The sequence below is a fragment of the Caballeronia humi genome, from assembly GCF_001544475.1.
Taxonomy (GTDB): domain Bacteria; phylum Pseudomonadota; class Gammaproteobacteria; order Burkholderiales; family Burkholderiaceae; genus Caballeronia; species Caballeronia humi.
Window position 1 is genome coordinate 22,507 of the sequence record NZ_FCNW02000043.1, and the last position, 25,267, is coordinate 47,773.

Annotated in this window: 10 protein-coding genes; 9 read left to right on the forward strand and 1 reads right to left on the reverse strand. The window is 59.9% G+C overall.

The window, feature by feature from the left end; genetic code table 11:
* The first annotated feature begins 4 nt into the window (after positions 1 to 4).
* From brxL to AWB65_RS26845, 5 genes are all read left to right on the forward strand, one after another.
* Positions 5 to 2,062 carry a protease Lon-related BREX system protein BrxL gene (brxL, locus tag AWB65_RS26830; protein WP_087670044.1) on the forward strand — a complete coding sequence of 686 codons (2,058 nt, stop codon included), beginning with the start codon at positions 5 to 7 and terminating at the stop codon, positions 2,060 to 2,062.
* A gap of 413 nt (positions 2,063 to 2,475) precedes the next feature.
* Positions 2,476 to 4,221 (forward strand): hypothetical protein, encoded by a 1,746-nt coding sequence (locus tag AWB65_RS26835; protein ID WP_087670045.1) that lies wholly within the window; start codon positions 2,476 to 2,478, stop codon positions 4,219 to 4,221.
* Between the two features lie 24 nt (positions 4,222 to 4,245).
* Complete coding sequence (locus AWB65_RS35840) at positions 4,246 to 4,725, forward strand: hypothetical protein (protein ID WP_125474212.1); 480 nt, start codon at positions 4,246 to 4,248, stop codon at positions 4,723 to 4,725.
* A 369-nt stretch (positions 4,726 to 5,094) separates the two neighbouring features.
* Positions 5,095 to 6,105 (forward strand): IS110 family RNA-guided transposase, encoded by a 1,011-nt coding sequence (locus AWB65_RS26840; protein WP_087670046.1) that lies wholly within the window; start codon positions 5,095 to 5,097, stop codon positions 6,103 to 6,105.
* Between the two features lie 336 nt (positions 6,106 to 6,441).
* Entirely contained in the window at positions 6,442 to 7,869 is a 1,428-nt protein-coding gene (locus AWB65_RS26845; RefSeq protein WP_087670047.1) for an ISNCY family transposase, read from the forward strand.
* A gap of 351 nt (positions 7,870 to 8,220) precedes the next feature.
* Here the strand turns inward: AWB65_RS26845 and AWB65_RS26850 are convergent, their stop codons facing one another.
* Positions 8,221 to 9,534 carry an LLM class flavin-dependent oxidoreductase gene (locus AWB65_RS26850; protein ID WP_087670048.1) on the reverse strand — a complete coding sequence of 438 codons (1,314 nt, stop codon included), beginning with the start codon at positions 9,532 to 9,534 and terminating at the stop codon, positions 8,221 to 8,223.
* A gap of 486 nt (positions 9,535 to 10,020) precedes the next feature.
* Between AWB65_RS26850 and AWB65_RS26855 the strand changes: the two genes are divergently transcribed.
* The 4 genes from AWB65_RS26855 to AWB65_RS26870 all read left to right on the forward strand — a co-directional run bounded on the left by AWB65_RS26855 (position 10,021) and on the right by AWB65_RS26870 (position 25,194).
* Positions 10,021 to 10,251, forward strand: coding sequence for an MbtH family protein (locus tag AWB65_RS26855; protein ID WP_087670049.1), 231 nt, complete (start codon positions 10,021 to 10,023; stop codon positions 10,249 to 10,251).
* A gap of 117 nt (positions 10,252 to 10,368) precedes the next feature.
* Complete coding sequence (locus tag AWB65_RS26860; RefSeq protein WP_125474213.1) at positions 10,369 to 11,637, forward strand: hypothetical protein; 1,269 nt, start codon at positions 10,369 to 10,371, stop codon at positions 11,635 to 11,637.
* Positions 11,638 to 11,656: 19 nt separating this feature from the next.
* On the forward strand, positions 11,657 to 16,726 hold the full coding sequence (locus AWB65_RS26865) for a non-ribosomal peptide synthetase (RefSeq protein WP_087670051.1): 5,070 nt from the start codon (positions 11,657 to 11,659) through the stop codon (positions 16,724 to 16,726).
* Complete coding sequence (locus AWB65_RS26870) at positions 16,720 to 25,194, forward strand: non-ribosomal peptide synthetase (RefSeq protein ID WP_087670052.1); 8,475 nt, start codon at positions 16,720 to 16,722, stop codon at positions 25,192 to 25,194. The genes AWB65_RS26865 and AWB65_RS26870 overlap by 7 nt, the downstream gene beginning before the upstream one ends.
* Positions 25,195 to 25,267: the final 73 nt, after the last annotated feature.

Below are 25,267 nucleotides of genomic sequence, written 5' to 3' on the forward strand. Positions count from 1 at the left end.
CACCATGGCAGACGAGATTGCACCGACGAAAGGTGCCGCCATCGACACCGCGCTGGACAAGCTACTCAACCAACGCTTTGCCGGCCGCGTCGTGCGCAAGGATTTGACCAAGCTCATCAAGGAGGGGGCCAACGTCCCGGTCTACGTCCTCGAATACCTCTTGGGCATGTATTGTGCGTCGGACGACGAGGAGACGATTCGGGCCGGGCTAATCACCGTCAAGAGCATCTTGTCCGAGAACTACGTGCGGCCCGACGAGGCCGAGAAGGTCAAGAGCAAGATCCGCGAGCGCGGCTCCTTCAAGGTGATCGACAAAGTTACCGTCAAGCTCAACGAAAGCCGCGACGCATACGAGGCGCTGCTGTCGAACCTGGGCATCAAGAACGCCGAGGTCCCCGACTCGTACGTGCGCCAGTTCGAGAAGTTGCTGGTGGGCGGTATCTGGTGCATCGTGACGCTGCAATACCGCTTTGAGGAGAACCAGAAGACCTCCCCCTTCGTGGTGTCAGACTTGAAGCCGATCCAGATGCCCAACATGGACATGGAGGAGCTCTTCTCAGCCAGAAAAGGCTTCACCGAAGAGCAATGGATCGACGCCTTGCTGCGCTCGACAGGCATGGAGCCCACTTCCTTCAAGGAGCGAGTCAAGTGGCACCTTCTCGCCCGCATGATTCCGCTGGTCGAGAACAACTACAACCTCTGCGAACTCGGGCCGCGCGGCACCGGCAAAAGCCACATATACAAGGAGATCAGCCCCAACTCTATCTTGGTCTCCGGCGGCCAAACGACGGTCGCCAACCTCTTTTACAACATGAGCGCGCGCAAGGTTGGCCTCGTTGGGCTGTGGGACGTGGTCGCCTTCGACGAGGTCGCCGGCATCAACTTCAAGGACCAGGACGGCGTGCAGATTATGAAGGACTTCATGGCCTCGGGGTCCTTCAGCCGCGGACGCGAGTCCATCAACGCCAGCGCCGCGATGGTCTTCGTCGGCAACCTTCCTCAGGGGCAAACGGTCGAGACGCTGGTGAAAACCAGCCACTTGTTCAGTCCGTTCCCCGACGCGATGATCGATTCGGCCTTCTTCGATCGATTCCACGCGTACGTGCCCGGTTGGGAAATTCCGAAGATGCGCCCTGAGTTTTTCACGGACCAATACGGGCTCATCGTTGACTACTTGGCCGAGTGGGCGCGCGAAATGCGGAAGCACAGCTTTGCCGACGCCATCGACAAGTGGTTCAAGCTGGGCAACAACCTCAACCAGCGTGACACGATTGCAGTTCGACGCACTGTTTCGGGCCTCTTGAAGTTGACTTGTCCCGATGGCGCATACACCAAGGAGACGGTCCGCAAGTGCCTTGAGTACGCCCTGGAGGTCCGTCGGCGCGTTAAAGAGCAGCTCAAAAAGATTGGCGGCATGGAGTTTTACGACGTCCACTTTTCCTACATAGATCTTGAGGACATGCAGGAGCGCTTTATTTCGGTGCCCGAGCAACGCGGAGGCGGTCTGATCCCGGAAGGACGGCTTAACCCCGGCGTCCTACACACTATTACTATGGGCGACGGGGGCATGCCAGGTGTCTACCGCATGGAGATCCAGGCAATCGCCGGTGGAGGCAGGCTATCAGTGTCCGGATCATTGTCGCGGGAGCCGGTGCGCGTGGCCTTCGACTATTTCAAGGCCAACGCCTCGCGCGTCAGCGCTTCCATCCATCCGACCGAGCGCGACTTTCACCTCCACTTGGTAGAACTCCAAAGTGCCGGGGTGCCGGATGCGCTGACGCTGGCCAGCTTCATCGTCTTATGTTCGGCCGCGCTCGGCAAGCCCATGCAAAGCCAAATGGCGGTGATGGGCGACATGACGCTTGGCGGTACCATTGCGCAGGCGCGCAACCTCGCCGAGAGCCTACAGGTGGCGTTTGACGCTGGTGCCAAGCGGATACTTTTGCCGATGTCGAGCGTGACCGACATCCCCACAGTGCCAGGCGAGCTATTCGCGAAGTTTCAGACGAGCTTTTATTCCGATCCAGTCGACGCCGTCTTTAAAGCGCTTGGCGTCGAGTAGGGATGTGTAGCCTGAATCGGCTCGTGAAAATTTCAATTCTGGCGCGTGAAGCGCGTAGAGCTTGTGCATATCCTTCGCTCGCTGGCGACAGATACGCGAGGCGCGCTCGAGCCAGATGCTCAAGGACGCCTGCTGCTCAGTGGATATGTTCGATAGCTTTCTCTCGATGTCACGCAGCAATCGTCCGGGTATCGTGCGCTGGCGCTGCTTGAGCACGCAGCGCAGTCGCTTGAACTGTTTCGCATGACGCTTTGTGTTGGACCGTCGTATCGATAATCACGCGGCCGACCTCGACCGGCCTCACATCTAGGTTTGGCATTAACGAAATCTGTGCGGTATCGTAAGTGGGTCAATAATGTCCTTATCCGGTTTGACCGGCGCCTTTCAACCATACAAAACAAGACGTTTCAGGCATGCGCATCATCGACTTGATTCACCATCTACTTCCTGCTGGAACAGATGCCGCTTATCTGGTGGAAGCGCCCACGAAAGAGGCGTTGAATCGTCCAGGCGGCATACGTGCAACTTACCCAAGCTACACGCTGTGTCCAATATGGCCGCCGGATCTCTTTGCCGTCACTGGCCTCATCATCGACCTTAGCGGTTGCTATACAGAAGCAAGTCCGGACCGCGCAGCCCTGCGTCAACACGAAGTTTATATTGAAGACGTGCGGGTGATTGCAACCAGTTGGGAGTCGATGCTATCGCCGCCGAAGGAAGTGGAGGCGCTATGGCGAGAGCTCGTGTCGTTCCACGGGCAGGTCGCCATTTCGGACATTTGCAGAAACAAATCGGCCGTCGCGACACTTTTAAAGTTGTTCGCGATTGCCGACGAAGCAAGCATGGGCATGGGATGGGACGCATCGGCGTCGGGCGAAGCATTGACAGAATTTGCTTCGATAGTAATGTTGAATTCGTTGCACGGGGCCGAGCCGCCGTTCAAGCTCCCTTATTGGCCTACTTCGCTGGCAGGCATGGTGTCACCTGATGTTGTGATTGTTCTCCCGAAAGCTATCACCACGACTAAGGGATGCACGATCCGATCTCTTAGTCATCATCTCGCGCTCTTGCCTTGTCGTTCAACGATCGAACCGTCTTGGTCACTCGTCTCGCGCGACCGCAGCGATGCAACCGACATTCGGTTGCTGTTAATTCCGTTTCCGTTTGAAGTGTCTGATAATTGCTTCCGACTAAGTGTGCCAAAAACAAAATTAGCTAACGGCACGTCGTTCGCCGCATTTTTCGAACTTGAGCAGAAGTGGCTGACCGATGTGGACGGAAGAATCTCAGGAAAGCAACTGGCCAAAGATCTCGTGTTGCCCTTGGTTGAGCAGGCGAAGGCAAAGGCGGGGGGAGTCGTTCCTCACGGGATCGTTTTGCCGGAGTGCGCTCTTTCGGCGGACGTGGCAAAGGAACTGGTCGAGGCGATCGCGTCCACAGGAGTCGAATTTGTCACTACAGGTGTGTTGGATTTCGATTCAAATAGTCGTCGTTGGTTGAATCAAGCAAAGACCTTCGCATATGTCGGCTCACTTGGAGCCGTGGAACTGACTCAGAATAAGCACCATCGATGGCGTATCGATAAAGTTCAGGCTACACAGTATGGTCTGGACTTTGATCCAGATCCTTCCAATGATCAATGGTGGGAAGACATCGGTGTCACACATCGGACGTTGCCGTTTTATGCGATCCGAGCGGATATGACAATGGTGACGCTGATCTGTGAGGATCTTGCGCGCATGGATCCTGCTATGAACGCGATTCGCGCAGTCGGTCCAAATCTTGTCATCGCTTTGCTGATGGATGGGCCTCAATCGGCCAAGCGCTGGCCGGGTAGGTATGCTGGCGTCCTGGCAGACGAGCCGGGATGCGCAGTCTTGACCCTCACATGCGCAGCAATGATGGATCGATCAAACCGTGGATGGACGGGGGATGTCCACCGCACAGTAGCGCTTGGGTCACAAGCCGATGGGCGGAAAGAGGAAATCGAACTTTCCGAAAATGCGACAGGCATGTTGTTGGTTGTAACCTCGCAAAGTAAACATCAGACAACGCTGGACAACCGTTCGGACTGGGCTCTGTCGCGCGAACTCAAGTTTAAATCAGCGATCTCATTATCCGTTACGCCAGCGCTTGCACAGCCACCTCGGGCTCGCTAGACTGGAAGCACAGAGGGACAAACCATGAGCAAGAAAAAATTTAGCTTCGAAATAATTGGTCGGGAAATCTTTGCTTCCGAGCAGGCAATTGTGGATACTTTGACTGCAAAATACGGTGAAGCAGGAGAGTTTGTTACGCCGAAGCTCTCCGTAAAGTCCAAATCTTCGATCCGTGCTGCCCTTCGGAAGGGCCAGCCACGTGAGACGGCCTTCTTTGGAGATGTCCAAAAAGTCCGTGAAAGCGGTGTGACGGAATTGATCGTTCGCAGGTTTCACCCTGGAAAGGCTGCTGCCGCTGGTTCGACTGCCACTGTGGACGCTGCGCCTGAGGGCGATCGCAAGGCTGGTTCGAGGAGGGCCCATGTTTCTCCTCGAAGCGTCTCTGAAAAGGCGTCGGTTAAGCAAACCACGAAGAGGGCAGCATCTGCGAAAAGTTCGGCGCCGAAAAGCGAAGCGGGTCCGAGCCATTCCCGAAGCAGAACGGTGATTCACAGAAGCGTCTAATCAGTAGTGGAATTAGGTCGGGAAAGCAGCCTATGGCTGCTTTTTCGTTTCCGAAGGGCGTTTGATTTGAGCTTCAAAGACCTTCATCTACTCGACGCGCCTTATTGGATCATCGTTTGCGGCAGGCGAGTTGACCCGCGTTCAGAGCACGCCGCACTGCGCTGGGAGGTAAGTTGCATTTAGCGCAATTGCCTATGGTGGACCAATCGCTGAGTTGACATAACGCCGTCGTGTCGATCACGACAGTGTGGGAGCAAAGTAGATGGAATGGTCGCCTCCCGCCTGAACCGTCGGTTTGGCGCAGCAGGCTCGTCCGCAGATCGTGCGACATTGTCAATTGCGGTACGACAGCCGCCCAGGAGAATCCAGATGGAACCCATGACCATTGCCATCGATCTGGCCAAGCGCGTTTTCCAGATTCACTACGTCGATCCTGTGACCGGCGCGATTTACAGCAAGGCGCTGAAACGCGCGCAACTCGTGCCGTTCTTCGCCAACCGGCCTGCGAGCCGTGTCGTCATCGAAGCTTGCGGCAGCGCTCATTACTGGGCCCGAGCACTTGCGCGGCTCGGTCACGATGTGCGGCTCATCGCGGCGCAGTTCGTGCGACCGTTTGTGAAGTCGAACAAAAATGATGCGGCCGACGCCGCAGCGATCTGGGAGGCAGCTCAGCGCCCTGGTATGAGATTCGTGGCAGTCAAGACCGAGGATCAGCAGGCCATGTTGTCGCTGCATCGGATACGCCAACAACTGGTTCGCATCCGCGTCATGCAAATCAATCAGCTTCGCGGATTGCTGTATGAATTCGGCGTTGTTCTCCCACAAGGTCGCCGGCCATCGATTGAGGCTGCGAAGGCGGCGCTGGCATCTCTGGGCGATCAACTCCCCGCGATGCTAACGGATAGTCTGCAGGATCAGCTCTCGCGACTCAGCGCGCTCGACGATCAGATCGCACGGCTCGAACAACGCATTACCGATTGGCGGCGCAACGATGACGCATGCCTTCGTATCTCGGAGATTCCCGGCGTTGGCGTACTTACCGCGACAGCGGCGGTATCAGTTATCGGACAAGCAAGTTCGTTCCGGTCCGGGCGCGAGTTCGCCGCCTATCTCGGTCTGGTGCCGCGACAGAACAGTTCCGGTGGCAGGACGAAGCTCGGTGGCATCAGCAAGCGCGGTGACGTGTATCTGCGAACGCTACTGATCCACGGTGCGCGATCGGTTATCTCGAGCTCCAGACATTTACCTGAACGACTGCGTCTGCTGCTCACACGACGTCCAACTAACGTCGTAGCGGTTGCACTCGCCAACAAGATGGCACGAACGATCTGGGCGCTGCTGGCGTACGGACGAACCTATCAAGCCTCACCAACGCAGTAATCAAGCTACACGGCTTTAATGTTATCCACGGTTGCACAGGTAGATTGAACGATGGCAAGACAGGTTGGACCGCGCAGAGGCAAGCCTGAGACATTACTCGGACATCGAGTCCGCTTTGTAGATTAGGACCTTTGCGGCGAAATCCATCGGGGCCGGCGGGCCACGCCCGCGATCGAGTCCGGATATAAGTCCGCAACCACCCTCCTCGCCACGCAAAATCGCCTTGCAAATGGGAGGCGACCATATAAGTAGTGTCGTACTTGAGCAAAGTACAGATGTCGTACCAAGGGATCTGTAGCGCATGCTGGTGCGGTTTTCCCGCCTGTGGAGACCGCCATGACGCGCACTGGGACGATCACAATGAGCATGCGGGAGCTTGACCGGCTGAAGGTCATCGAGGCGGTCGCCGAGTCGCGTCTGATGACCTGGCGCGCCGCTGAGCGGCTGGGTCTAAGCCGGCGCCAGGTCGAGCGGCTCGTGATCCTCTACCGCGCCGAAGGCGCCGCTGGTCTTGTTTCGCAGCGGCGCGGCGTGCGCAGCAATCATCAGTTGCCGCAAACCGTGCTTGACCGGGCGTTGGAACTGATCCACGAGCGCTACGCCGATTTTGGTCCGACGCTGGCGTGCGAGAAGCTGCGTGAATGCCATGGCCTCGTGCTGTCGAAGGAAACCGTGCGTCACCTGATGACGGATGCCGGCCTGTGGGTGCCGCGCAAGCAGCGCCCGCCGAAGGTCTACCAGCCGCGTGCCCGACGAGCCTGTTTCGGTGAGCTCGTACAAATTGACGGCTGCGATCATTACTGGTTTGAAGACCGCGGGCCCGCGTGCGCGCTGCTGGTGTTTGTCGACGACGCGACGAGCCAGCTGATGCACTTGCACTTCGCGCCGACCGAATCGACTTTCAGCTATTTCGAGGCGACGCGCGCGTATCTCGAACGGCACGGCAAGCCGGTCGCATTCTATAGCGACCGCGCGAGCGTGTTCTACGTCCACAAGCGCGACGAAACGGCCGGTAAAGGCGTCACCCAGTTTGGTCGCGCAATGTACGAGCTAAACATCGACACATTTTGCGCCAACAGCAGTCCCGCCAAGGGACGCGTTGAACGGGCTCATCTAACGCTGCAGGATCGTCTGGTGAAGGAACTGCGCCTGCGTGATATCAGCACCATTGCAGCTTCTAACGCGTTTGCCTGCGTTTTCATGGCGGCCTATAACGCGCGCTTCGCAAAGCCGCCAAGAAGCGCGTACGACGCGCACCGGCCGCTGCGCGATGACGAGAACCTCGACGCGGTCTTGACTTGGCGAGTGCAGCGCAAGGTATCGGATGCGCTGACGTTGCTGAACGATCGCGTACTCTGGCTACTCGACGACACGCCGGCGACCCGCAGGCTGATCGGCCGCTACATCGACGTGTGGGAATACCCGGATGGGCGCCTCGAAATCCGCGCTGACGGCAGCGTCCTGCATGCCGTGCCGTATGACAAGCTCGCAGACATCGACCAAGGCGCGATAATCGAGAACAAGCGTCTTGGTCATGCGTTGCAGGTCGCGCGAGCGCTACAGGCGCAACGGGATAACCGTCGGATCTCAGGCTCGCCGTCTCGCACAAATCGAGGTGCGCCGGTACGCACACCCAAGCCGTTGCCCGGCACGAAGAAGTCGCGCGCATTCACCCGAGCCGATCTGGACTTGGCAATCGCGCAGGTCGCGCAGCAGTCGAAGACGCCTTCAAAACCTGGCCAGCGGTCTGCTCGCACTCGCTAAACGGTCTGACACGCCCATGTCCGATCAGGGCCGTCCTTCAACACTACGTGAATTCAAACCGTTGAAGACAGCTTTCGCAACCAACCAAAAACACGACATCTGTACTTAGCCGGCGGTACGACATTTCAATTTTGCTTTGACAGACATTTGTTAGCATTTCTAGATTCATGTCGCTGCGCGTAACAAGGCACCAAGCGCGATGAACGTAGCACCATTGCGCGAGGCCGGCTTTGTGCGTCTCGATCAGCGGACGCACCTGATGCGATGCTTTGCAAATGGGTCACGTTCGGACGGAAGAGATAAGATAAACGATAGGTGAGGCAGGTGGTGGCATTCTGCCGCCACGTCTTCTTATCTGACAAGCCCGAGATTGGCTCTCAAGGTCGTTCCGGCGTACGAAGTACGAAACAGACCCCGGCGCTGAAGTTCGGGCACGACCAGATCGACGAAGTCTGACAGACCGGCAGGAGAAACAGCCGGGAGGATATTGAATCCGTCGGCCCCACCTTCGACGAACCACTGCTCCAGCACGTCGGCAATCATTGCGGGTGTTCCGACGACAACATGATGTGCATTGCCCACGGAGACGGTCTGCAGGAGGTCGCGAATCGACAGTCTGTCCCGCCTGGCCATCTGCAGCAGCGCAAGTCCCCGACTATTCGTCGACCTGTCCTCGCGAAGTTCCGGGATGGGATTGTCTAGTGGCAGCGCCGATAGATCTCCGAAGTAATACAAGAGATATTCGAGTCCGAGCAATGGGTCGACCAATTTCCGCAAACCATCGTACTTGATCTTCGCGAGACGCAGTGTATCTGAAACGATAGGGACAACACCAGGCATCACCTTCACCGAATCCGCTTCGCGTCCGTGCGCGATCACTTTGCGCTTCAACTCGGCGTAGTATTGCTTTGCCTCGGCCAAGGAAGTCTGGAGCGTATAGACGACATCGGCAGAGCGCGCTGCCAACGCTTGTCCGGCTTCGGACGAACCCGCCTGAAAGATGATGGGCCTCCCTTGAGGAGACTTTCGAACGTTCAGAGGTCCATTGACCGAAAAGAACTTTCCCGCGTGGTTTAGGCTTCTCACGCCGTCGGGCCTGAAATAGACGCCAGTGGAACGATCCGCAACGAATGTGTCGCTGTCAAAACTGTCCCAAAGCCCAGTGACGACGTCGACGAACTCCTCGGCACGGGCATAGCGAAGCGCTTTCTCGAGGATCTGGCCGGCGCTGAAATTTCGTGCTTCGTCGTCATCGTTCGAGGTCACCACGTTCCAGCCGGCCCGACCGCCGCTGATTTGATCCAGAGACCCGAACATCCTTGCGATGTGGAAAGGCTCGGAAAACGTGGTGGACGCCGTGGCCACAAGCCCGATGTTGGACGTTTGGGGCGCCAGGGCAGAAAGCAAGGTCAAGGGCTCGAGCCCGGTTCCATCGCCCCGACGTCCAAAAACACCCTCCGGCATTTTCGTCATGGGAAAATAAAGCGCGTCCGCCATGAAAACCATGTCGAATAACCCACGCTCTGCGATTCGCGTCAAGCTGAGAAAGTAATCGATGCTGGTCGGCCCATGGAGAGCCGAATCCGGGTGCATCCACGCGCTGAAGTGATAGCCATGGCCCAGCATCGAAAGGCCAAGCCTCATTTTGTTGTCGGCGTTCATCATGCTCTATGTGTCTCCGCCTTTTCTTGGGCTGCTTTCAACCTTCCTGTCCAGGTTGACGCGCCATACCATTCAATCCGTTTTGCATCTTGCCACATGCGCAACATCTCAACGATGTCTAATGGGCGACCATCGGCCTCCGTGAAACAAGTTGCTCGGCTCTACCTGAATGATCCGGGCAGTCCGTTGACCGGGGCCGATGCCCAAGGAAAGTAGGGAGCCGGACTGGCGCGCCCCGCCACGAAGATTGGTCGTCCGTCGGCAACTTCGCCGTTGGCCGAGCGCCCGAATGCCCGTGGGCAAGGCAGTGGACGGCCGATCCAGGTTTCCGGCATGAGACGGGGATCCCGTCGAGGCCCTGATTGTGACTCCTGCAGCATCGAACCTGCGCATTCGGGCTCTGGTTGTCAGCGATCTGTGGCATGCTGTAATCGTTGCACAGAGCTTGCGCGATCGCCGTCGGGTCAGCGTCTGATAAAGGAGCATCAAATGGAACAATCATCGGCCGACGAGGAACCGTACAAGGTTGTGGTGAACGATGAAGAACAGTTTTCCATTTGGCCTGCCTGGAAGTCGATTCCGTTGGGCTGGCGTGACGCCGGCGTGACGGGCAACAAGGCCAAGTGCCTACAACATATTGAGGAGGTGTGGACAGACATGCGTCCGCTCAGCCTTCGCAAAGCCATGAGGTCGGCAGAAGAAGGCGGCTCCGACCCATGACCGGCGCTTCATGTTGGAGGCGGCATTCCGTCGTCCGTTAACTTGCGGGGACGTATGAGCTACTTTCCGAGAAATTGGCCTGATTTTATCGCGAGGTCCTGGAATCGGGAGGCCTTGGTGATTCCGCAAGCTCTGGATTGGCCACTTGCGTCGACGGACGAAATTTTGTCAGCGCTCCTGGCGCTCGCAGGCCAATTCCGGACCGATGCGGACAGGCCTGGGCTCCGGCTGAATCCCGAGCCGATGATCGATCGGGAAGAACTGCGAAGCGACATCCATCTCTTCATCGGCGGCAAGCGCTTGCCGAAAGCCGTACTCGACCCGTTGTTACCTGATATTGGCGACTCGACGCTGGAACAGTATGGCGAGCGCCTTTGTCAGGCGGCCGAGGCGGCTGACGTGATGCTTTACGTGACCGGTTTGCAGCGCTTCACACCGACGATATGGAAACGCGCGTGCGAATTTCTTATACCACTGTATGAATCGGTCGGACTTCCGGCGGGCTACGCTGACCTTGAACTGTTCATGGGCCGGTATAGAGCAACGCCGGGTGGAGTCCATCGGGATCAGGGCACGAATTTCCACTTCGTGATCAGCGGCCAAAAGAAGATGCATCTCTGGCCGCGACCGGACCTCTCCGAGGCCCTTGATCCCGCAGGTGAGGCATCGTCCGATTCGCGCAGGTTTCAGACCGACCAGTGGATGTGGGACTTGGGCCATGGCCTCTCGCTCGCTGCTGCATCCGGTGACGTGTTTCATTGGGCAATAGAGCACTGGCACGTCGGCGATTCGCCGGAGTTCAGCGTCTCATTGAACATCGCGCTGTACCTGAATGGCAGTCCTTGGAAGCTCGTCGAATCGGCTTTGTCGCGAGCATTGGCATTGGCTAACGCTTCATCTTACCCGTTCGACCCTCGCGCGGAAGATTGGCACGCCCAAGGCTTCCCGTCAGACGTGTCGCGCATTTTCGACCGGCTTGCGGGCATGGCTTCGCTAGAATCCATCGAAGCGCTCTGCGCTAGGGAGTGGCTGCGCAAGATGACCAGCTTCGGATTCGCCATCGTGCCGCCGCCTGAAGCTTCGCCAGTTGTCCAGCCGGGGGATGTGTTCAAAAGAACAGGGGTCATCCCTGTTCTTTATCGGCGTGTCGGCGGTCGATTGCTGTACAGCGCGAACGGACATGTCGACGAGACAATCGATTCGCCTAGGATGTTGAATCTGTTCGACCAGATCAACCGGTTGCAGCCAGAGTGCGAGCAGTTCGTCATGGAACCATCATGCGATGAAGACGTGACGCGCAAGCTCGAGGTGGTACGTCGTCTGGTGCAGATGCGCGCCGTCAAGCCCACGCATCGCGATCTCGCGGCGTGCACGAACGATCGGTGACCCCGGCAGGACCGACACAATGTCCGAATCCGAAGAATTCTTTACGGACACCACGGTCACAGCGCAATTTGCCCAACGAGCTGGGAGGCACCCTCTCGCGAGAGCTGTCACCTGCGGCGCGCAGACGATCACTTACGAAGATCTGGACACTCAATCCGACCGCTGGGCGCAAACCCTGAGGCTGGCGGGCGCCGGTCCGGAAGTCCGCGTAGGCCTGCTCATGTATCGTTCCGTCGAAGCGATAATCGCGATCGTAGCGATCGCGAAGACGGGCGCGGTCTGCGTGCCGCTCGAGTGCGCTCATCCCGACGATCGTCATCGTGCCACGCTTCGCGAAGCAAACTGCCGAATCCTCGTCACTGCCGCCGGCATTCCGGCTCTCCCAGGCGATTGGTCCGTTGTCGACGTCGAAGCGCTTCGCGCTGCGGTCGACATCGAGGAAGCCGCTTCGGCGCCCATAGGGCGGGAGGCGCTGCCGCAGAATCTCCTTTACGTGATACACACCTCGGGGTCCTCGGGCCGACCGAAGGGTGTGCAGGTTACGCATGCCAATATCGTGTCGCTTACCATGGCCGCGCGCGCTCTCGAACCTTTCGGCGTCGGCGACGTCTGGAGTCAGATTCATTCGCTCGCCTTCGATCTTTCCGTATGGGAGATTTGGGGGTGTCTGCTGACGGGCGGCGAACTCGTGATCGTCGCGACGGATATCGTGCGCTCCCCGGCCCAATGTCTCGACGTGTTGCGTCGCTCCGGTGTTTCCGTGCTCAGCGTCACGCCCACCGTGCTAGGCGAAGTGCTGATCCACTCCATCAAGGCATTGGTGACCTTGCAATTGCGGATGCTCACAGTCGGCGGGGAGCACCTGCCATCGCACATCGCACTGCCGATTGCCCGCGATGGCTTGCCGATATGGAATTTCTACGGCCCCACCGAATGCTCGGTCTGGGCCACGGCCGGTCGACTGGATCCGGCGCAGTTGCCCGGCGCCGGCCAAATTTCCATCGGATTGCCGCTTCGGAATTCAGAAGTTCATGTCCTCGACGAACAGTTCGACGCCTTGCCCTTCGGAATCGAGGGAGAACTCTATATTGGCGGGGATTGCGTGACTCGAGGCTATCTGAATCGTCCTGCGTTGACGGCGGAGCGTTTCATCCCTGACCCCTTCGGGAAGATTCCGGGTTCGAGGTTGTACCGGACTGGCGATCGCGCCCGGCGTGACAACCGCGGCGCCCTGCACATACTGGGCCGGGTCGACCAGCAGATCAAATTGCACGGATACCGAATCGAACCCGCCGAAATCGAAGCAGTGTTGATGCATCACGTCGACCTGGCAACCGCCGTGGTTCAACTCCGCGAGGATGCCCTGGGCAAATACCTCGCAGCCTTCGTTGTGCCCGAGGAAAACCGCGAACTCGATATCGCCGGCTTGCGGGAACATCTAAGGACCCGGGTGCCGAACTACATGGTCCCCAGGGTCATCGTGCCGCTGCCGGCCCTTCCGACGACGACCAATGGCAAAGTCGACTTTGACGCACTGACCATACCGACCTTCGACCGACTTGGTACAACGACTCCGTATTTCGCGCCTCGCACACCGGAAGAGGCATCCCTCGCCGCCACTTGGCGCGAGATCCTGCAAGTCCCCAGCATCGGAATCGCTGATAACTTCTTCGAGTTGGGGGGCGATTCTCTCAAGGCGATCCGCGTCGCAGCGCGGGCCGCCACGGCGCTTTGCGCGCTCACGGCCGCGGACGTTCTTCGACATCCAACGATCGCGGGTCTTGCCGAGCACGCACGTCAAGTACGCGCAATTCCGGCCCCTTCCGTGGCGGACTCGCGTCCGGTCGACAAGACGCGCTCCGATCCCGTCGGATCGAAGAACGTGGAGACGCATGCGGGAGGCGGTTCTTTCGCGCTGACTCCTTTGCAAAAAGGTCTGCTCTTTCATGCTATCGCGAACCCAGAGGATTCGGAGTATTTCCAGCAGGTGATCTGCGAGATACATGGCGAATTGGACGCCGACATCTTCGAAGCGTCGTGGAACACGCTTCTTGGTCGCCATGAAGCCCTGCGCGCGGCATTTGTCTGGCGAGACCTTGACGAGCCTGTCCAGCGCTTTCTGCCGACCGTTCAAATTCAGCTTCATCGCCATGACCATCTGGGACTGTCGTCCGACATCGCGGAGCGTCGACGTGCGGCCCTCATCGAAGCAGATCGCGCCGACGGGTTCAACTTGGAGGTCGCACCGCTCATGCGCGTGCATCTCATTCGTGAGTCGGAGACTCGCCATTGGATGGTGTGGAGCCATCATCACCTTGTTCTGGATGGCTGGTCCCTGCCCTTGGCGCTGGCCGAAGTGTTTCGGGGGCATGCGCGGCGGCTTGCCGGCGTCCATGCGCCCGACGAGGGGCCGGCCGCCAGCTTTTCGACATACCTGCATTACTTGGTGACGCGCGATTCCCGCAACGATGAATTGTTCTGGCGTCAAGAACTTTCCGGCTTCTCGCTGCCAACACCGTTGCCGTTTGCTCGAGCCACGGGAACGAAGTTCGCGGCCCACTTCCGCGGCACACATTCCACCGTGGCAGCGGCTGTTCCAGACACCACGCTCCATGCAATCGCCGCGTTCTGCAAGGCGCATCGGCTGACCGAGAACATTCTTTTTTGTGGTGCGTGGGCGCTGACGCTTGCAACGTACGCCGGTCACTACGATGTTATGTTCGGGCTCACGACATCCGGTCGCTCGGCGCCGGTTCCGCAAGTCGACGAGATTCTGGGTCTGCTCATCAATACGGTCCCGCTGCGCGTACGTGGCGAGGATGACCAACTCGCCTTTGACTGGCTCGCAAAGCTTGGATCGCACGTCAGGGATGTCATCGAACGCGAACATGCTTCGCTCATCGACATTCACCAATGGAGCCAGATTCCCGGCGACATGCCTCTGTTTCACAGCAACCTAGTATGCGAGTCCGACTTTCGCGAACGCATGCAGGCCGTGGATGGCGAGTACTCGCGGATCGGGAAAATGCACATCCTCGAACGGACCAACTTCCCGCTCACGTTGACCGTCGTGTCGGGGGCCGCGATGCGTTTCGAACTGGGATATAGGTCGGACCTGGTTCCCGATCACGCAGCCAGACGCATATTGTGCCGCTTCGAGTCGGTGCTCTCGAATGTGACGAGACATGGCGTCCGCTTGCGCGAGCTTGTCAGCCCGACCAATGATGAGTTACAGGTGCTTCGCGGGTGGTGCGGACAGATTCGGCCGCGCCGAGACCGCTCGAGTGTGCTCGATCTGTTCCGTTTGCAGGCGCGAAAGCAGCCCCAGGCTTGCGCGTTGCGCGACAAGAATCGCGGATTGACTTTCGCCGAACTGGATAGGAGTTCCGATGCTTTCGCTCGCGTCCTTCGAGCGCGAGGGGTGCGAGCCGAGGTGCGTGTCGGTCTGCTAATAGATAAGTCCGTCGAACTCGTTCAGGCCCTGCTCGGCGTGCTAAAAGCTGGCGGGGCCTATTGCATCCTAGATCCCGGCCAGCCTGCGGAGCACCGCGCAGCGTCGATCAAGGCTGCTGCGATCGGCATGCTCTTGACCATCCAGGATCTGGCGACGGACGGGCCACCAATCGACGAAGCATCTGGGCAAGCGGAAGTGCATGATTCTCAATTGGCGTACATTGTATTCACGTCGGGATCCTCGGGCAGGCCGAAACCTGTAGGCGTATCGCATGCCAGCATCCTGAGCGCGTACATAGCGTGGCGTGAGGTCTTCGGCTTGGAGGGGCAGTGCCGCAATCATCTCCAGATGGCCAACCCATGCTTCGACGTCTTCACAGGCGATTGGGTTCGCGCCCTCTGTTCCGGCGGATGTCTCGTCTTGTGCGAGCGCGACGTGCTCCTGAGTCCCCCGGACTTGTTGCGGCTGATCGACCTTCATGACATCCACATCGGGGAATTCGTTCCCGCCGTCTTGAGAAGCTTGGTTCAAGATGCATCGGAGAGGGGAGTGAGTTGCGCGACACCGAGGTTCATCGTGGCCGGATCGGACGCATGGCGCAACGAGGAATTCGAATCCGTGCGGCCCGTGTTTCCGGCGGCCCGCATTATGAATTCCTATGGTCTCTCCGAGTCGACCGTCGACAGCACCTGGTATGACGGCACCTTCGCGAAGCCCGACAACGGCCTTACCATAGGCCGGCGACTCTCGAACACCACGGTCTACGTCTTGGATGATTCCTTGCAAATGCGACCGATCGGCGCGACAGGCGAGCTCTTCATCGGTGGTGACGGTCTGGCACGCGGATATCTGATGATGCCTGCCATGACGGCAGAGCGATTCATTCCCAATCCATTTGAAGCTACTCCCGGCGCTAGGCTCTATCAAACCGGTGATCGTGTTCGCTTCACGGCTGACGGAGATCTCGAATTTCTCGGTCGACGCGACAAACAGGTGAAGATCCGTGGCCATCGCATCGAGCCGGCGGAGATCGAGCTCGCCATGCTGAGCCACCGGGGTGTCGCTGCGGCCGTCGTCCAACTTCGCGAGGACTCGCCCGACGACCCCTATCTCGCGGCCTATGTCGTCGCCGCCACCGGCTTTGCCGTCGACGCCGCCGGATTGCGCGAGCACACGCGGGATCGGCTTCCTGGCTACATGGTGCCGCAGGCGTTCGTGGTATTGGATGAATTGCCTACGACGGTAAATGGCAAGATCGACAGATCCGCACTCCCGGCGCCTGTGTTCGATCGACAGACCGCGCCGGGAGACGGCATGCCCCGCGACGAGCTCGAAACGGTCCTCGCTTCGATCTGGGCTGATGTTCTCGATCTGGTGCAAGTCGGCATTCATGACAATTTCTTCGACCTGGGCGGTCACTCGTTGAAGGCGACCCGTGTCGTATCCCATGTGGCTGATCTTTTCGGCGTCGAAGTCTCGATTCGAAGCGTGTTCGAGTATCCAACGGTCTCGGGATTCGCCGCCGAACTTGTCGCGAAGCATCGGCATGGCGACAGGCTTAGGAAAGCGGCTGCCGTAATGCTCGAGGTGGCGAGACTTTCCGACAGCGATATGCAGGAGGGCAAGTCGTGTTGACTCCAGGCGGCAAGTTGCGGCTCACGCAGCTCGGCAAGAATCGTCGGGAGCTTCTCAAGTCTCGATTGAGCGAAGCAGGATTGAACCATCAGGGCGATGCCATCGAAGCAGGGTTGCGACCGGCGCGCATTCCGTTGTCCTTCGCGCAAAGCCGGCTGTGGTTTCTCGACCAGTGGTCCGCGGGCAGCGGCTTCTACAACATTGCCGATGCCTGGACCTTGCGAGGGCCGCTGGACGTCGCTGCTCTCTCTCGCGCGCTGGTGGGGATCGTGGTCCGCCACGAGGCGCTTCGCACCCGCTTCTTGTCGTCCGGCGGCGAACCCGAGCAGGTCGTCGATCCGGCTCAGGATGTCGGCTCGCCGCTGCGCGAGGTCGACCTCGACGCCTTCGACCCCGCGCAGCGGCAGGCGCGCTTGGTCGAGATACTTGCGCAGGAGTCGACCAAGCCCTTCGACCTCGGGAGCGGCCCGATGCTGCGCGCGACGCTGGTGAAGTGCGGTCCGGACGAGCACGTGCTGCTTCTGGTGACCCACCACATCGCCAGCGACGGATGGTCCGTCGGTGTGCTGAGCCGGGAGCTGTCCGCCTTCTATCGGGCCCACGCGCTGGGCCACGAACCCGACCTCCCGGCGCTGCCGATCCAGTACGCCGACTTTGCGCTGTGGCAGCGCGGACGGCTCCAAGGGGAGTTCAGTCAGCGACTCTTCGATTACTGGCGACGGCAACTGCAGGACGTCGAGCCGCTCGAGCTGCCGACCGACCGGCCGCGCCCGGCGCTGCAGACGTTTCGCGGAAACTCGCTGACTTTCGAACTCTCCGCCAAGCTGACGGCCTCGCTGGAAGCGCTCTCCCAGCGGTGCGGTGCGACCCTGTTCATGACGCTGCTGGCCGGGTTCCAGATCCTGCTGCACCGATACAGCGGGCAGACCGACATTGCCGTGGGCTCGCCGATCGCCAATCGCAACCGGGTCGAGATCGAGGGCTTGATCGGCTTCTTCGTGAACACCTTGGTGCTGCGCAACCGCCTCAAAAGCGGGGAGACGTTTCGCCAGTTTCTCCAGCAGGTGCGCCAGACCACCTTGGACGCCTATGAGCACCAAGACTGTCCGTTCGAGCAATTGGTCGAGATCCTCGCTCCACAGCGCGATGCGAGCCGCAATCCGATCTTCCAAGTCATCTTCGCGCTCCAGAATGCGCCGTCCGATCCCCTTGATCTGCACGGCACACAAGTCGCATATCGCGAGCTGGACAGCAAGGCGAGTCGATTCGATCTGGAAATCTATCTGTCTGCCGAGCGTGGCAGGCTTCACGGATACTGCTGCTACTCCGCGGATCTGTTCGACGAGCGCACCATCGAGCAACTCGCCGGTCACTACCGCGAACTCTTGCATTGGATCGGGGAGCATCCCGAGGAACCCGTCCGCAAACTGCAGATGCTCACGCCTGCCCAACACGACCTGCTTCTGAACACGTGGGGCACAGGCGCCGCGCTACGTCCGACCGAGACGCTTCTCTTCCTGTTCAGACGGTCGGCGCGCCAGCATTCGGACGCAATCGCGGTCACTGGCAACGGCCACGCGCTGAGTTATGACGAACTGGACCGGCAATCCAGCCAATTCGCGCATTTCCTGCGCAAGCGAGGGGTCGGTGTCGAAACGCGTGTCGGGCTATGTCATGAACGGACACCGGAGCTGATCGTTGCGGTGCTCGGCATCCTCAAGGCGGGGGGGGCGTACGTCCCGATGGATCCGTCCTATCCCAATCATCGACTCGTGTTGATCGCCGCGGATTCCGATCTGGCCGTCGTGGTCACGAGTGGTCACGAGCGGCGTCGTTTCGAACGGCTCGAGTGTGACGTGATCGTGTTCGACGATGTGCGCCGGATGGTGAGCCTTGAATCTGATGATACGCCGCCGGACCCGACTCGCCCGGACAATCTAGCCTATGTGATGTACACGTCGGGGTCGACCGGCGAACCGAAAGGAGTTGCGGTCACTAACCGGAACATCGTGCGTCTGGCCATTCGACAGACCTATGTGGATATCGGCCCGACAACTGTCATCGCTCTAGCCTCTAACACGGCTTTCGACGCCGCCAGTTTCGAAATGTGGGCAGGACTGCTGAACGGCGCACGGCTGGTTTGTGTCGCTCGGCACGAGCTGATCGACGCTTCGGCTCTCTCCGCGAAGATCGAAGGCGAACACATCTCGGTGCTCTTCTTGACGGCTGCCCTGTTTCATCACATGTGCAGGAGCCATGTCGACACATTCGCCGGCCTTACGAACCTGGTCGTCGGTGGTGACAGGCTTGATCCGTCGGCGGCGGCGATCTTTCGGCGCGCTCATCCCCGAGTCGCGTTGATCAACGGCTTCGGGCCGACCGAGACGACGACCTTCGCCACGTCTTACCGCGTTCCGAAAGCTGCGGCAATGACGTTTGTTCCGATTGGTCGACCCTTGACCAACACGGAGGTGTATGTTCTCGATGCCGAACTGCGGATCGTTCCGATCGGCGTTCCAGGTGAGCTGTTTATCGGGGGCGCCGGCGTTGCCCGGGGGTATCTAGGACGGCCGGGGCTAACAGCTGAGCGGTTCATGCCGCATCCATTCAGCAGCGTCCCTGGGGCCAGGCTGTACCGCACTGGAGACAAGGTGCGATTCCTCGCCAAGGGCGACCTCGAGTTCATCGGGAGATACGACCATCAGGTGAAGTTGCGCGGCTATCGCATCGAGCTTGGCGAGATCGAGTCTGCATTGATGCGTCATCCCGGTGTCGCTTCGGCGGTGGTTCAGTTGCGGGAAGACACCCCGGGGGATCGATACATCGCCGCCAGCGTGGTCCTTTCGGGTCGGGCGTCAGATCAACGGCAATCCATGGCGGCGTCGCAGATTGAGGGTTGGCGAGCCGTGTTCGACAGCAATGCAATCGACGCTGCACAATCGACATGGACACCCATGTTCAACCTCCAAGGTTGGATAAGCAGCTACACGGGGCAGCCGATGTCCGACGCTCACATGCGAGTCTGGGTGGGCGACCGCGTTCAGAAGATTCGCGCATTGTCCCCACGAAAGCTTCTGGAAGTCGGGTGCGGTTCCGGCCTGCTTCTGTTCCGCTTGGCGGCCGGCTGCGAAGAATTCTGGGGTACCGACATCTCCGCCCGTACCTTGGCCGCGACGCAGGCCAATAATTCGGCGACGGCAAGAGAGAGCAAGGTCAGGCTTTTCCACCTTGCCGCCCACGAACTTGGAGAGCTTCCGCGGAGGTACTTCGATTCAGTGGTGATCAATTCTGTTGTCCAGTACTTTCCGTCGTCTTCCTACCTGCTCCAGGTTCTGGAGGAAGCGATCAACAAGGTCTGCCACGGAGGCATGCTGTTTCTTGGGGACATCCGATGTTTTTCGCTTCTCGAATCGTTTCACACCGATGTGATCTGGCGACGGCGCCGCGACGATCAGACAGTTGCTGATCCGACAGTTGCTGAATTGCGCGACGCAGCCTCCCGTGCGGCTCGAGACGAAGAGGAACTTGCCGTCGCCCCTGCGTTCTTCCATGGTCTCTCCAGGCAACTGCCTCGCATCAAGGCGGTGAGGATTGAGATGCAGAGAGGCGCAGAGTGGAACGAGCTGACGAAATTCCGCTACGACGTCACACTGAAGCTCGACGAACCCGTCCAGTCGTTTGAAGGCCCCAGCTTGGAGTGGCACGGCTCCGCGGGCGATCAGATCTTGCGGCTGCTACGAGACGAGCACCCGCCTGCACTTCGGCTCGCGAGTGTCGCTAATGCCCGAATGCAGCAAGACGCGAAACTGGCGAAGCTGCTGCGCGAAGGTCCGCCCAACGCGTCGGTTAGAGTCTTGTTGGAAGGCATCGATCGTGAGATGGATCCCTCTGCTGCAGACCCGGAGGCATTCTGGCGTCTGGCGGAGGATTGCGGCTATCGACTTACCGCATCGGTTCTCGATCCGCAGTTCGAATACTTCGATGCATTTTTCACCAAAGTCGGGACGACCGCCACGGGAGGGTTCCTTCCTTGCGACAGCACCGCGTCGTGCGCGTCGGAAGACCTGGCGAACGACCCATTGTCGAACCGTCTGTGGCGTGAACTTAGTCCTGCGCTCTACGATCAGGTCCGCGAGATCCTCCCGGATTTCATGGTGCCTGCCGTGATTCAAGCGCTCCCGCACATTCCGCTCACCCCGAGTGGGAAAGTCGACTGGCAGAGCATTCCCATCGCGAAGCGGGGCCGGGATGGATCGAAGCGTGGCTTCGTGGCCCCGGGCAATGAGGTGGAGCGACAACTTTGTCAAATGTGGGAGACGCTGCTGGGTGTCCCTCGGGTCGGTGTGCAGGACAACTTCTTCGATCTCGGCGGGCATTCCTTGCTGGCGACACAGCTCGTCTCGCGCATCTGGTCAGGCTTCGGCGTCGAGCTGCCGTTGCGCACTTTGTTCGATCGCCCGACGATCGCGGCACTGACCGGTTTGCTGCTCGGCACGGCCGGCCTTGCACATCGGCAAGCGATCGTCCCGGTCGCGCGACCGGCGCGCATTCCGTTGTCCTTCGCGCAAAGCCGGCTGTGGTTTCTCGACCAGTGGTCCGCGGGCAGCGGCTTCTACAACATTGCCGATGCCTGGACCTTGCGAGGGCCGCTGGACGTCGCTGCTCTCTCTCGCGCGCTGGTGGGGATCGTGGTCCGCCACGAGGCGCTTCGCACCCGCTTCTTGTCGTCCGGCGGCGAACCCGAGCAGGTCGTCGATCCGGCTCAGGATGTCGGCTCGCCGCTGCGCGAGGTCGACCTCGACGCCTTCGACCCCGCGCAGCGGCAGGCGCGCTTGGTCGAGATACTTGCGCAGGAGTCGACCAAGCCCTTCGACCTCGGGAGCGGCCCGATGCTGCGCGCGACGCTGGTGAAGTGCGGTCCGGACGAGCACGTGCTGCTTCTGGTGACCCACCACATCGCCAGCGACGGATGGTCCGTCGGTGTGCTGAGCCGGGAGCTGTCCGCCTTCTATCGGGCCCACGCGCTGGGCCACGAACCCGACCTCCCGGCGCTGCCGATCCAGTACGCCGACTTTGCGCTGTGGCAGCGCGGACGGCTCCAAGGGGAGTTCAGTCAGCGACTCTTCGATTACTGGCGACGGCAACTGCAGGACGTCGAGCCGCTCGAGCTGCCGACCGACCGGCCGCGCCCGGCGCTGCAGACGTTTCGCGGAAACTCGCTGACTTTCGAACTCTCCGCCAAGCTGACGGCCTCGCTGGAAGCGCTCTCCCAGCGGTGCGGTGCGACCCTGTTCATGACGCTGCTGGCCGGGTTCCAGATCCTGCTGCACCGATACAGCGGGCAGACCGACATTGCCGTGGGCTCGCCGATCGCCAATCGCAACCGGGTCGAGATCGAGGGCTTGATCGGCTTCTTCGTGAACACCTTGGTGCTGCGCAACCGCCTCAAAAGCGGGGAGACGTTTCGCCAGTTTCTCCAGCAGGTGCGCCAGACCACCTTGGACGCCTATGAGCACCAAGACTGTCCGTTCGAGCAATTGGTCGAGATCCTCGCTCCACAGCGCGATGCGAGCCGCAATCCGATCTTCCAAGTCATCTTCGCGCTCCAGAATGCGCCGTCCGATGAGCCTGAATTGGCGGGGTTGGAGGTCAGAAGTCTGACCATTCCTGGCTGCAGCGCGAAATTCGATCTGAGCTTCCTTCTTGCCAAGCACGGTGCGGGCCTGTCCTGCGAAATCGAGTATGCCGACGACCTGTTCGAGCATCGCACGATCGAACAACTTGCCGATCACTACCGCGAGCTTCTACAGCGAATTGTGGAACTATCAGATCGCCCGATCCGGCAGTTGATGCTCACGAACGGCCAGCGTCGACGTTCGCAAGATGCGTTTGACCATCACGTCTGGAACTCGCCTCGTCCAGTTCTTGACCTCGTGGCCGAGATGACCCGCCAGCAGCCGGACGCGATCGCCGTCAGCGGTGGTGGCTGGTCATTGAGCTATCGCGAGCTCGATCGGCGGTCAAGTCAGCTTGCCCGCTTTCTTCAGAAGCGGGGCGTCGGCGCGGAAACGCGTGTCGGTCTGTGCCACGATCGCACGCCGATGCTGATCGTCGCGGTGTTCGGTATCTTAAAAGCGGGGGCCGCCTACGTGCCGCTGGATCCAGCCTACCCGGACGGTCGACTCGCGTTCATGGCGGAGGATTCCGGCGTGCGCATCGTGCTTGCTTGCCGTCAAACCCGTCGTCGGTTCGTTCGTCCGTCATATGATGTCGTCGTGCTGGAGGATCGGGACCATGAATTGGAACTCGAGAACGGTAAAGCGCCGCCGCATTCCACGTCTCGGGACAACCTTGCCTATGTGATGTACACGTCCGGATCGACGGGCAGACCCAAGGGCGTGGCGATCACCAGGGGCAATCTCGACTCTTTCATCTTCTCGGTCACTTCACTTCTCGCGACAGAGGAATTGGAAGCGGTCCTCGCGAGCACCTCCATCTGCTTCGACCTCTCCGTGTTCGAGATGTTTGCACCGCTGTCGACCGGCGGAAAGATTATGTTGGTCGAAACATTCTTGACGAGGCGAAATTCACAAGCGGCCGACACGGCGACACTTTTCAACACGGTGCCTTCGGTGTTCTCAGAATTTCTAAAGATGGAGCCCGCCTCTCGGCCGGTGAGGTCCATCTGCCTTGCGGGCGAAGCTCTGAGCCTCGAACTCTCGCGGCGCATATTCGATCGATTTCCCGACGCGAGACTGCGCAATCTGTATGGTCCGACGGAGAGCACCACGTACGCGACACACCATATGCTGGACCCGAGTTTTGCGCTGCGACCGCCCGTCGGTCGACCGTTGCGCAACACCGAGGTCCACGTGCTGGACGATGACCTCAATGCTGTTCCGGTCGGTGTCACGGGGGAGCTCTTCATCGGCGGGGAAGGGCTTGCGCGGGGCTACTGGGGGCGGCCCGCGCTGACTGCTGAGTGCTTCCTGCCTCACCCGTTCACCGAGCTGCCGGGCTGCCGGCTTTACCGCACGGGGGATCGCGTGCGCTGGAACGGGCGGGGAGATCTCGAGTACCTCGGTCGGCGTGATCAGCAGGTGAAGATGCACGGCTACCGGATCGAGCTCGCGGAAGTCGAGGCTGCCTTTGCGAGCCACGCGTCGGTCGCCGCGGCAGTGGTTCAGCTACGCGAAGACAAACCGGGAAGGCAACACTTGGCAGCCTATGTCGTCCCGGTCGTTGATGGCGTCGTCGACGACGACGTCCTCCGTGCGCACGTGCAGGCAATTCTTCCTGGTTACTCGGTGCCGGCAAGCATCACCCCGCTTGCCAGCCTGCCGTTGACAAAGAGCGGAAAGGTCGATGCCAATGCGCTTCGTCTGCTGGAGGTCGACACAGCACCGTGGACAACCAAGATCGCGCCCCGCAACGAGACCGAGGACCTGCTCGTCGAGATCTGGAAGGAGATCCTCCACATTTCCGCTGTTGGGATCCATGAAAATTTCTTCGCGCTCGGCGGTGACTCGTTCGACGCGCTCCGGTGTATGGCTGCCTGCGAGGACAGGTTGCGGTGCCGTTTGCCTGTCTCGGCCTTGTTTCGGCTGGGGACGATCGCGGGACTTGCCGAGGCCATCGCCGCGCGCAACATCGCGGGGGACACAGACCTTGCCTCGATACCCGATGTCGTGCCGATCGCACCGCATGACTCTCGCCCGCTCCTGTTCCTCGTCCATCCGATCGGTGGAGAACTTGCCTGCTACACGCCCTTGTCCCGCAGGCTCGAGCGGAGCTACAGCGTGCTTGGATTCGCTGACAAGTCAGTGCAGCAGGATGGCAGCATTGAGGAGATAGCCGGCCGCTATGCGAATGCGTTGAACCTTGAAGCTGGAAATCGACCCGTGCGCATCGCTGGTTGGTCGTTTGGGGGACTGGTCGCCTACGAGATGTGCCGGCAGATCGCGGCTCGCGACGGACAGGTGGCGCTCTTGTGCATGATTGATACGCACGCGTCGCTCTGCGAAGAGCTCGAAGCCTCCGACGACGACCTCTTCGTGCAATTCGTGCGGGACATTGGCCGATCGGCAAACGTCGCTTTCGACTTCCCGCCCGAGAGCTTGCTCGACCTTGAAGGGTCGCTTCGATGGGCCGGTCTACGGACCCACCTTCACGACGTGGGCATGTGGAGTTCCGCAGGCGCCGTGCGTCCGCTCGAGCTTGCGTTCGAGCGCTATCGTGTCCAACTGAGGGCCGCCGGAAAGTACCGGCTCGCCCCGTATGCCGGACGGGCCATCATCGTGTCGGCTCTTGCGGAGGGCGATTCTGAGACCTCAACGGACGCCTGGTCGTGCCTGCTGCTGGGCGAGACCACTTACGTCGGGCTGGACGCCGACCATTACACGATCATGCGCGAGCCGAACGTCGGTGAGATCGCCGGCCTTCTTCTCGAAGACGTCGAGACGTCGTAAATTCAGCAAGGTAATCGGCAGATCGAGCGCCGCCTTGCGAAACTTCGGCATAAACTTTGATGCCATCTTGTCG